At 36.9% G+C, this 7,053-nt stretch carries 6 protein-coding genes; 1 reads left to right on the top strand and 5 read right to left on the bottom strand.

Going from position 1 to position 7,053, the window contains the following annotated elements; genetic code table 11:
* Nucleotides 1-1,497: UvrD-helicase domain-containing protein (locus K1F36_RS19705; RefSeq protein ID WP_220115316.1), on the bottom strand; the 1,497-nt coding region annotated here is incomplete at its 3' end.
* Nucleotides 1,498-1,499: 2 nt separating this feature from the next.
* Nucleotides 1,500-3,425 carry an ATP-dependent nuclease gene (locus K1F36_RS19700; protein WP_220115315.1) on the bottom strand — a complete coding sequence of 642 codons (1,926 nt, stop codon included), beginning with the start codon at nt 3,423-3,425 and terminating at the stop codon, nt 1,500-1,502.
* A gap of 142 nt (nt 3,426-3,567) precedes the next feature.
* On the opposite strand from K1F36_RS19700, the gene K1F36_RS19695 reads away from it, so the two are divergent.
* Nucleotides 3,568-4,935 (top strand): RNA-binding domain-containing protein, encoded by a 1,368-nt coding sequence (locus tag K1F36_RS19695; protein ID WP_220115314.1) that lies wholly within the window; start codon nt 3,568-3,570, stop codon nt 4,933-4,935.
* Between the two features lie 10 nt (nt 4,936-4,945).
* Here the strand turns inward: K1F36_RS19695 and K1F36_RS19690 are convergent, their stop codons facing one another.
* The 3 genes from K1F36_RS19690 to traM all read right to left on the bottom strand — a co-directional run.
* The gene (locus K1F36_RS19690; RefSeq protein WP_220115313.1) at nt 4,946-5,308 is read right to left on the bottom strand and encodes a hypothetical protein; all 363 of its coding nucleotides are present in this window, start codon (nt 5,306-5,308) and stop codon (nt 4,946-4,948) included.
* 7 nt (nt 5,309-5,315) lie between these two features.
* The gene (locus tag K1F36_RS19685) at nt 5,316-6,155 is read right to left on the bottom strand and encodes a DUF4138 domain-containing protein (RefSeq protein WP_220115312.1); all 840 of its coding nucleotides are present in this window, start codon (nt 6,153-6,155) and stop codon (nt 5,316-5,318) included.
* A gap of 30 nt (nt 6,156-6,185) precedes the next feature.
* The coding region (gene traM / locus K1F36_RS19680; RefSeq protein WP_220115311.1) for a conjugative transposon protein TraM at nt 6,186-7,053 on the bottom strand (868 nt) is incomplete at its 5' end.

The raw sequence follows: 7,053 nt of genomic DNA, 5'->3' as shown, positions 1-7,053 counted from the left end.
TTTCATCCGCCGCAGGTGGTATACTATGCCCGTTTTTTGCATTTTAAAATCAATATCATAATCGAGATTTAAAACTTTCTTTACGTAAGCTGGGCATAGCTTTGACCAGTCTTCTACGGTATTTGAAAGTTCTGGCAACCCTTCAACAAATTTTATGATGCGGGCATTATAGAGATAATCAGTTTTTAGGTCGGCTCGCAAATGGCCAAAATCAACAAAAGATAATCCTCTATTTTCCAAGCGAATTATAATATTGCGGGCTATGTTAATGGCTTCTTTTAAATTTCTATCATCATACTCAATTTTAGCGGCGATAAGGTCATAGGCTAATTGGTTGTGCCAAGGACGTTGTTGGGCATCTCTACCTAACATTTTGTTTCTCATACTATTTCCACGTACAACTACTTTCAGCTTTCCAAATCCTTTGTTACTGCAGTATTCTTCAAAATGACCAATAATATCGCCCCTGTCATCCGATTTGTATTTATATACAAGAATAGATTCCTTTAGGTCGGTCGTACAAGCACTCTTAATTGTGCGTTCTGTTTCTGGTCGTAAAAGTGAGAAACAGTCAATTATACGTTGGGGCGACCTTCTATTGTTTGATAAATCTAAACCTGTATAATCATCGTTATTATATTTGTCTAAAAATAATTGTGGGTTAGCATCCCTAAATTCATACAAGCTTTGATAGGGGTCGCCAATAAACTCAATATTCGCTAATCCTTGACTGTTCAATTCCTCAAAAATGTGATGTTGCATAAGAGAATTATCTTGTGCCTCGTCAACAATTATATGAGGAAACCTGCTTGCAAGCCATTTACTTATTCTTGGATTCTTTCTTAGTAGTCTTAAGGCAATATAGGCAGAATCATTGGTAGTTATTAGGCCATTTTCAAATTGCCAGCCTTTAACATATTTACAGTATTTCTCAAAAATAGCCAAATCAACTTTTTCTTCTGAAGGGGCATTCCCATTTACAGAATAGCTTCCATCGGGTTCCAGTCTTATCGTGGATGGCAAGTATTGATAATAGATGCTTCTTCCCGACTTAGCTTTTAAAGAATTCATTGGATTTTTGAGACCATCCATTAACTGACCTTTCTTGTTGGTGTATTTCGTTTTCCAGAATAAATCTAAACGGGCATTGCTTTCCAAAATTTGTGGTCGTGCAAAATTTCGTTCAAGAAGATAGTAAAATGGTAATGTGATGTAGGTGTTAATGAAGCTATCAATAGTGCTAACTAAATGTGGGTATTTTAGACTTCTACCACAAAGTTGATTGTAAGTTAGGTTAAGCTCATCTTTTGCAGCATTTGTAAAAGAGATACAGGCAATTCCTGAATGATTACCATAACTGCTTTTGTATTCGTCTTCGAGGTTGATAACTTTTTGAGCAATAGCAGTAGTTTTACCACCGCCTGGACAGGCATTTAAAACAACTCTACCTCTGGCATCAAAATAGCCTTTTAATTCGTCTGTAATGTCCAATTCCATACTTACCCCTTTAAATGCTTTAGACTTTTTCGAATGTATTTTGGAATTACAAATTCTTTTCTGGCACGCTTTAGGTTCTTGAGAATATATAGTGAGAAGTTTTGAGAAAATTCGCCTTTAGCTGGAAACGACTTCCACAATAATATAGCTGCTTTTCTCTGTTGTTCTTCGGTAAGTTCTTTGTCAATCACGGCATCCACATAGTCAAGAATGGCTTTCGCTTTCTTGGAACTTATTTTGTAGATGTACTTAAATAGAAAGTTATTTTCAATACCCTCTTTTGTATTTGGGATATTTGCAAGTGCCAATTCATATTCAAGAGTTTTTTCAGCAGCAAAGATTTTTATAGTGTCTTTACCATTAATCGCGGAAGTAATATTTGGAATTCTCGATGATACGTCTGCTGCCTGAATTAAACCATCCAGTTCATCCAACTTTTCATAATCTGTGACAAGAAGTTTCTTAAAAGAGTATTCTTTTTTCTTCGAGCCAGAAAATTTGTCATCATCCGTTAGAATTGAAACTGGTTTGTCAATGGATTTATGTGGCTGGCTCGAATTGAACAAATGAATAAACGGATAAAAACTCGTGCCACCAATATTGACCAGTTCTATTCTGTAATCTTCCAAACGATATTTCTTTATTGCTGTAAAAGCTGATATTAAAAGCTCTTCGGAAATACCTTCAACAAATAGTACTGCTTTGGCAAACAGCAGTTGAGATTTTGTCACATCTATATACCTTTCCAACTGTCTTCGTCTGAATCTGAAATTTGCTTGGGTCAATTCCTTACCCTTAACGGTGTCTTCTATAATCTTTTCCGAAACCCTATCTTTAAACTGCTTGCTCAATTGGAAGGCTTGACCATCCAATAATATTAAGTTCTTTAAAGGTACTTTGGAAGTTAACGTTGGGGAATGTGTTGTAATGAATAATTGACTGTTTTTAGATTTGCTGGAATCTCTCAAAAAACTATAAAGACTTAGCTGAAGTTGCGGATGTAGGTGTGCTTCGGGTTCTTCAATAAGCAGGGCAAAGTGAGGTATCTTATTATCTTTGATTTGGTCTTTAATATCGCCGAGAACTGTTGCAATATATATAAGATTATTTTGCCCTAAACTATTCTGCCAAAGCGAAAAACCATCACCCGCCAAACTATCCCTATCGTGAGGTAAGAATGGTTTTATAGCGTTTACAATATATTCGGTTTTTGATTGCTCTATTTGAAGTCCAATTTGGTTATCTCTAAAGCGTTGATAAATACCAGCGAGATTTTCGTTTACCCCATCACGGGTTTCCGAAACTTCAGTTTGCGCTAAAAGTTCATCATTTGCAGTACGCATAATACCTTCAATAACATCTTCAGTCTCGTTTTTTTCAACTCGCCTTTTGATAACACGACCCAAGACATTTCCTCTATTGGTCAATAAATCTCTGGTGCTGTCCCTTAGACCACTCAGGTAGTAATGCTGAAAAATTGCGAATGTACTATAATCAGCTTTCTGACCCTCAACATTCCCAGTATAGTAAGATGAGATAGGATATTTTCCGCCTTTATCTTCGTAGGTTAGTACAACTTGTGCATATTCATTTGTATCATCTTCGGGATCAATAACCATATACTCATACAATGCACCTCTTTGTGAGGCTGATAACCCTTTAAACTGAAAAGCTATGGTAATTTTATCTGCTCTCGTGACATTCAAGTTGTCTTCTGCATCTTTTTCTATACTTTCGTGGAAATCAGCAAATCCTACTGAAATATCCCTGATGGGTTCACCCATATTGTAAAGTAACCTGATAGCATCGATAACTGCCGATTTGTTACTTCCATTTTCCCCGATTAGTATATTTATGCTACGGTTAAAATTAAGCACCATTTCTTTGATTCCCCTAAAATTTTTGATGACAAGTTTGGATAAATACATACGCAAGTGGATGGTTGGTTAAACTTGTAAATTTAACAAACATTTTCTTGCATTCGGAATAACTGTAATCCTATTGTAGTTTTTAAAAACATATCCTCACAATTTAATATCATTATCTTTACTGTCCGATTTTATTTAAACAATGACCGAAACAAACCGCATAGAATACAAACGAGAACTGTCCGATGGACTTGAAAAAGAGGTCATTGCTTTTTTGAACTATCGTGAAGGCGGCATTATTTATATTGGTATTGATAAGGAAGGGAACACTTACGGTCTGGCTGATGCGGATGGCGACCAATTAAAAATTAAAGACAGGTTAAAGAACAATATTCGCCCTTCAGCTTTGGGTCTTTTTGATATTGTAAGCGAAGAACGAGATGGAAAGAATATCCTGAAAATCATTGTGGCGAGTGGTCCCGAAAAACCCTATCATCTCAAAAAATACGGGATGAGCGAAAAGGGTTGTTTTATCCGCTTAGGTTCAGCAGCTGAGCCAATGCCCCAAAAAATGATTGACGAGCTCTTTGCCAAGCGCACCCGAAATTCCATCAGCAAAATTAAAGCGGGTCGTCAAGATTTAAGCTTTAGCCAGTTGAAAATCTACTACGAGGAATCGGGTCATACCCTTGGTAAAGCCTTTGCAAAGAACTTGGAACTACTTGCTGAAGATGGCGCATTCAATTATGCCGGCTATCTTTTGGCAGACAAAAACAATACTTCTATTAAAGTAGCCAAGTATTCGGGCAAAACCCGAATAGACTTGATAGAAAGCAACGAATACGGTCACGAATGCCTGGTCAAAGCCACCAAGCAAGTAATTGATAAAATTGCGGTTGAAAACAGAACCAACACAAAAATAGCGGCCAAAGAAAGACAGCAAGCCAACCTTTGGAATCCCATCGCATTACGCGAGGCCATCATCAATGCCTTTGTGCATAACGATTATACCAATGAGATTACCCCAAAGTTTGAAATCTTTGCGGATAGAATTGAAATCACATCTGCAGGCGGTCTTCCGGAAGGATTGAGCAAACAGGAATTTTTCGAGGGCTTTTCAGTTCCACGGAATAAAGAACTGATGCGGATTTTTAAGGATTTGGAACTTGTGGAACAGTTGGGTTCTGGCATCCCTCGTATTTTGGAACACTATGGAAAAGAGAGTTTTGGCTTTTCAGATAACTTCCTTAGAATGACTTTTGCTGCTAAAGAAACTACTGTTGAAGAAGGTGGTCAAATAGGTGGTGTAATGGGTGGTCAAAAAGGTGGTGCAATAGGTGGTGTAATAGGTGGTGTAATTGATACGACAGAAGCTCTAACTAAAAGACAAAAAGAAGTTCTTAAACTTATTGCTACAAATCCTTCCATAACTTATAACGAAATAGCTGAAGCTTTGGGTATTAATGAATCTGCTGTTGGTAAGCATATTACGGCTATCAAAAATAAAGGCTTTTTAACGCGTCAAGGCGATACAAGAGGTTATTGGCAAATCAATCTTGATAAAAATTAAAAAAAGTCTTTTAAAACGGCCCTTTTTCCCTCGGGCCTTTACTGGTCACTTTCCATTGACCATTTTCCTTAGTCAGTTTAAAAATGCCAGTTTTCCCATCGAAAGTTGTGCTGTATTTTACCCAGGCAATTTCGCCATCTATAGATTCATCTAAAATTTCTACCTCGATGTCTTGGTCGGAATCTGGCATCATATTCTGTACAGTAATCAAACTGGCATAGCCCTCAGAAGTGGTATGCTTTTTTAAGGCTGATTCATCTTTTGAGAAAAAGCTTGACGCAACAACTTTGGCAATTTCAGAAGGGGATTTTGTTGTGCTTTCTGAACAAGAAAGGAACAAAAGTATGAGCGAGCAAATGACTAATCTTTTCATAATAGTATTAATTTGGGTTATTGATATATCTATGCGATAATTTCAGTTCTATATTACGTTCGCCATCCTTTTCATTCAATTCCAAAATTGCCCTGCGGTCATCGGATAATGAAAATTTGGGCAACACATAAACAAATCGAGCCATTTCATTTTCCTTAATCTTGGACGGCAGATTATGTTTATATATCGGTTCTTTATATAGTCGTTGCAACGATTTCCTTTTCCCTTTTTGCCGAGTTTCAATCGAAAGGTTCAAGAAATTCAAATCGTAATCCAACGTAGAATTATTTTCAATCTCGATAACGAAATAGAGCTCATCTTTATCAAAAACAATATTCTCTACGGTCAAGATAATACCTTCGTTTCGTTTCTTGATTCGCCCTATGCGCTGTTTTCTATTGAGAAGATATGAGCAGAATTTTTGGTAATAATAGGTGCTGTTATCTACACGTTCTTCAGAAGATTCAACAAGAACCGAATCATTTACAATCGGTTTTTCATTACCGATACTATTTGATAGCGGAATGAAATAATTGAGCTTAGAAAGCTGTTTTTTGTACCTTACAATATACGAAAAAATCGAACCATTTCTGTTGATTACCAACAAATTACTTTCCTTCCCAGGGGTTGCCTGAAGTAGCCCAAAATATTGTTCATTTTCACGGTTGTATGTAAAAACAAAATTGTCTGAACCAGTTATGCCTTGACGGATTGGCTCAGGAAAAAATAACGCAACGTTCTTGGTGTCGTTTGCATAAATGGTGTCGAGTAAATGAGTGGTTTGTGCTTTTACTTTTGCGAAAGTCGAACAAATAATAAGAGCGGAAATAATGATATAATTTTTCATAAGAGTGCGTTTTAAATGCCCATTATGGGCTCATAATTTCGGTTTTAAGATTAATCTGTAATTGTTCAAAACCGTAACTTTTACATTGCGGTTGCTACGTCTGAGCACCTTTGTTACGCCACCTACTTGCGGAACGGTAGGTATGTTGATGTCGCCAATAATATCGTCCAACACTTCAGTAGTGGCCTCTGCCCTAAAATTGTTTTGTACGTAGATACCTTCGCTTCCATCAGATAAATCAAAAGCTTTAAGTTTTGTGGGATGGTGCTTTATGTTTTCAATTTCAATAAGCGCCCGATTAGGCTGAAAACTTATAAAACCGAAAATGGGTGTATTCTTGAGCATTTCTTTACCATTAATGGTAGCAGTTTTGGTCAGGCGCATTCGTAATCTGGTATTCGCTTTTACAACTTGGTCGCCATCCACAACTACGTAAATAGTTTCATCTGTATTTCCGATTATTGAAATTTCATTGGGTTTAGGTGCAGCAGCGAAGAACAATTGATGTTCCAAGCCCAATTCTTTCGCTTGGATTATTTGTTCCCGCTTTACTTCAGCAGAATCGATTGTTGATACCACTTTGCGAGCAGTTCTTTTCTGTCCCAAATTTTGGTGTCGCTTTTCTGAATACTGAATCTTACCCGTTTCATAGATACTATCTACGATACGTTCTTTTTCGCGTTCTGGTAAATCTGGGTCGTAAAATCCCAAGGAATCAATCAACTTTTCATCGTAGATGCTTGGTGCATTGTTTTCCCGAACTTTCTTTAAGTCGTTAATTGCATCCAGTTTGGAATCATACTCTTTTTGGTCCTCTTCCAAATCTGGTACTAAGGTCTGTTTAAGATTTTCTGTTTCACTTTCATCATCGCCAATTACCATTACCGAATAGGAAATA

It is taken from the genome of Flagellimonas abyssi (assembly GCF_019457905.1).
Lineage (GTDB): Bacteria > Bacteroidota > Bacteroidia > Flavobacteriales > Flavobacteriaceae > Flagellimonas > Flagellimonas abyssi.
This window is presented reverse-complemented; position numbering and strand designations above follow the sequence as displayed.

Coding starts and splice junctions, on each gene's coding strand:
- K1F36_RS19700 (WP_220115315.1), bottom strand. CDS start 3,425: ATGTATTTATCCAAACTTGTCATCAAAAATTTTAGGGGAATCAAAGAA.
- K1F36_RS19695 (WP_220115314.1), top strand. CDS start 3,568: ATGACCGAAACAAACCGCATAGAATACAAACGAGAACTGTCCGATGGA.
- K1F36_RS19685 (WP_220115312.1), bottom strand. CDS start 6,155: ATGAAAAATTATATCATTATTTCCGCTCTTATTATTTGTTCGACTTTC.
- K1F36_RS19690 (WP_220115313.1), bottom strand. CDS start 5,308: ATGAAAAGATTAGTCATTTGCTCGCTCATACTTTTGTTCCTTTCTTGT.